A 2,640-nucleotide genomic window follows, 5' to 3' on the forward strand; every position below is an offset into this window, starting at 1 on the left:
TCTTGCACTTTATTCTCGCTCGCGCGCTCGAAACCTTTCGCGACGCAATATGCACTCGATTATTCAGCAAGCCCTACGTAGGCGGCGTTTTCATCAGAGTCAACGGCACAGCTCGCAACAGAATCGCCAGAATGAACGCCGACGGCAGCCTGGATACTGCTTTCAACCCCAGTAGCGGCATGAATGACAGTGTCAGAGCGATCGCGGTTGACAAAGGGCGCAACATCTTCTACACCCCCAACGCCGGATTCAACGGTGTAGACACCTTTCAATACACCGCCACCGACGGCATCGCCTCCACACCCACCACCGTCAGCGTTTTAGTCAACGACTTCCCCACCCTCGATAATTCCGGCATCCCCACTCTCAACGCCCAAAACCAAGACGACAGCGCCAGTACAGGTACATTAATTAGTACCATCATCGCCAACCTCGGCGGTACAAAAATCACCGATCCCAACGCCAGCGCCTTACAAGGTATTGCCATCACCAACCTCGACACCACTAACGGCACTTGGCAATACACCACCGACGGCACTACCTGGAATAACGCCCCAGCCGTTTCTGCCACCAACGCCTTACTATTAGCTAGTAATGCCAACACCAGCCTCCGATTTGTTCCCAATGCAGGTTATAACGGCACTGTCACCAACGCCATTACCTTCGCCGCCTGGGATCAAATTACCGGCACTAACGGCGGTGTAGCCGACTACACCACAGACAGAACAAATAACACTACATCCAGTGTTTTCAGTAGCGCTACTGAAACTGCCGATATTGCAATTAATCCCGTTCCCACTGTTACCAGTGTTAGTGCCACCACACCAGACGGGACTTACGGTATTGGTACAGCCATTGATATCACCGTTCAATTCTCTCAAATAGTCAACGTCACGGGTACACCACAACTTAGCTTAGCAAGTGTAACTCCTTTCGCCAGCTATCTTTCAGGCAGCGGCAGCAACACCTTGACATTCCGGTATGCAGTAGCCTCCGGCGATATCAGCCCAGACTTAGACTATGTTTCTACAACTGCTTTATCCCTAAGCGGGGGTACTATTAAGAATGCGACCAATGGTGATGCCATCTTAACTTTAGTAACTCCGGGTGCACTCAATTCTTTAGGTGCTTCCAAAGCAATAGTTATTGATACTGCTGCACCAACAGTTGCCTTAACATCCGCATCAGCAACAACAGTAAATGGTTTATTTAGCGTCACTGCTACCTTTAATGAAAATGTCATAGGGTTTGATAATACTGATATTACTGTCGCCAATGCAACTGTCGGTAACTTTGTCACAGTTGATGCCAAAACCTACACCTTTGATGTCACTCCCACTGCTGATGGCGCTGTCACAGTTGATGTACTTGCTGCAACAGCTACGGATACTGCGAGTAATAACAATACCGCTGCAACTCAACTGGTTCGTACTGCTGATATTACACCGCCAACAGTTGCCTTAACCTCCGCATCAGCAACAACAGTAAATGGTTTATTTAGCGTCACAGCAACATTCAGCGAAAATGTCACTGGCTTTGATAATACTGATATTACCGTAGCCAATGCTACTGTCAGTAACTTTGTCACAGTTGATGCCAAAACCTACACCTTTGATGTCACTCCCACTGCTGATGGCGCTGTCACAGTTGATGTACTTGCGGCAACAGCTACGGATACTGCGAGTAATAGCAATACCCTTGCAACTCAACTGACTCGTACTGCTGATGTTACACCACCAACTGTTGCCTTAACATCAACTTCAGCAACAACAATAAATGCACCATTTTTAGTCACAGCAACTTTCAGTGAAAATGTGACAGGATTTAGTACGAGTGGCGTTAATGTTACTAACGGTACGGTTAGCGGTTTTACAGGTAGCGGCACGACTTATAATTTTACCGTTACTCCGAATGCTGATGGCGCTGTCACAGTTGATGTACCTGCGGCAACAGCTACGGATACTGCGAGTAATAACAATACCGCTGCCACTCAACTAACTCGGACTGCTAATATCACCGCACCTAGTGCTAGCTTGGGTGCAATTTCTAACATTACTATAGCGGGCGGTACAAGTCAGACATTGACAGTTACTTTCACTGATACCAGTGGAGTTGAGGTTAGCAGTTTAGATAATTCTGATCTGATAGTAAACTGGTCAGGTGGTGCAATTCCCGCTACATTTCTCAGCGTCGATACTAATAGTAACGGTACACCTCGCACGGCAACTTATTCTCTAACTCCGCCTGGGGGAAGTTGGGATGATACAGATAATGGCAGTTACGCTGTTAATTTGCAAGCATCGCAAGTAAAAGATACTTTTGGCAATCAAGTTGTAGGTAGCAATTTAGGCAGTTTTACTGTTAACATTGCCACGCCAACTCCGACTCCAACTCCAACTCCGACTCCGACTCCGACTCCGACTCCGACTCCCACGCCAACTCCGACTCCAACTCCAACTCCGACTTTCACACCAACACCGACTCCGACTCCAACTCCAACTCCGACTTTCACGCCAACACCGACTCCCACGCCAACACCGACTCCCACGCCAACACCGACTTTCACGCCAACACCGACTTTCACGCCAACACCGACTTTCACGCCAACACCGACTTTCACGCCAACACCGACTTTCACGC

Annotated in this window: 1 protein-coding gene; it reads left to right on the forward strand. The window is 48.4% G+C overall.

What is annotated here, in order from left to right:
- The coding region (locus QUB14_RS28250; RefSeq protein WP_333297449.1) for an Ig-like domain-containing protein at positions 1 to 2,640 on the forward strand (2,640 nt) is incomplete at both ends.

Source organism: Microcoleus sp. B3-D2 (genome assembly GCF_036705345.1).
Classification (GTDB): Bacteria; Cyanobacteriota; Cyanobacteriia; order Cyanobacteriales; family Microcoleaceae; genus Microcoleus.